The following is a 759-nucleotide window of genomic DNA, read 5'->3' on the forward strand; positions in this document are numbered from 1 at the left end:
GCCGAGCTCATCGGCACGGCCATCGCGCTGGAGCTGCTCTTCGGCATCCCCCTGCTCTATGGCGTGCTGCTGACCGCGCTCGACGCCTTCCTGATGCTCTGGCTGCAGAACAAGGGCGTGCGCTGGCTGGAAGCCTTGGTCTTCGGGATGATCGCGCTGATCTTCGGCTGCTTCGCCRTACAGCTCGCGCTGTCCAACCCCGTCTGGGGCGACGTGCTGCGCGGCTATATCCCCGCCGTCTCGATCGTGACCAACCAGACACAGCTCTACATCGCCATGGGCATCATCGGCGCCACGGTCATGCCGCACAACCTGTACCTCCACACGGCGGTCGTGCAGTCGCGCGCCTGGGCGCCGGACGAGGGCAGCAAGCGCGAGGCCATCCGCTACGCCACGATCGACAGCAGCATCGCGCTGACCATCGCGCTCTTCATCAACTCGGCGATCCTCATCACGGCGGCCTCGGTCTTCCACACCACGGGCAATACCGAGATCGCCGAGATCGGCGACGCCTACCACCTCATCGCGCCGCTGCTGGGCAGCGGGCTGGCGGCGACGCTCTTCGCCCTGGCGCTGCTTCTGTGCGGGCTGAATGCCACCGTCACGGCGACCCTCGCGGGGCAGGTCGTGATGGAGGGGTTTCTGCACTTCCGGCTACCGCCGGTGCTGCGGCGGCTCGTCACGCGGCTGGTCGCCATCGTGCCGGCGGTGATCGTCACCTGGCACTATGGGGCCAGCGGCACGGCGCAACTGCTGGTG

1 protein-coding gene is annotated in these 759 nt (G+C 67.7%); it reads left to right on the forward strand.

Translation table 11 applies throughout. The annotated features are described in order from the left end of the window. A partial coding sequence (locus AC1DWF_RS33915) for an Nramp family divalent metal transporter (RefSeq protein WP_476842878.1) occupies window positions 1–759 on the forward strand: 759 nt, incomplete at both ends.

The organism is Aminobacter sp. P4_D5 (genome assembly GCF_056401815.1).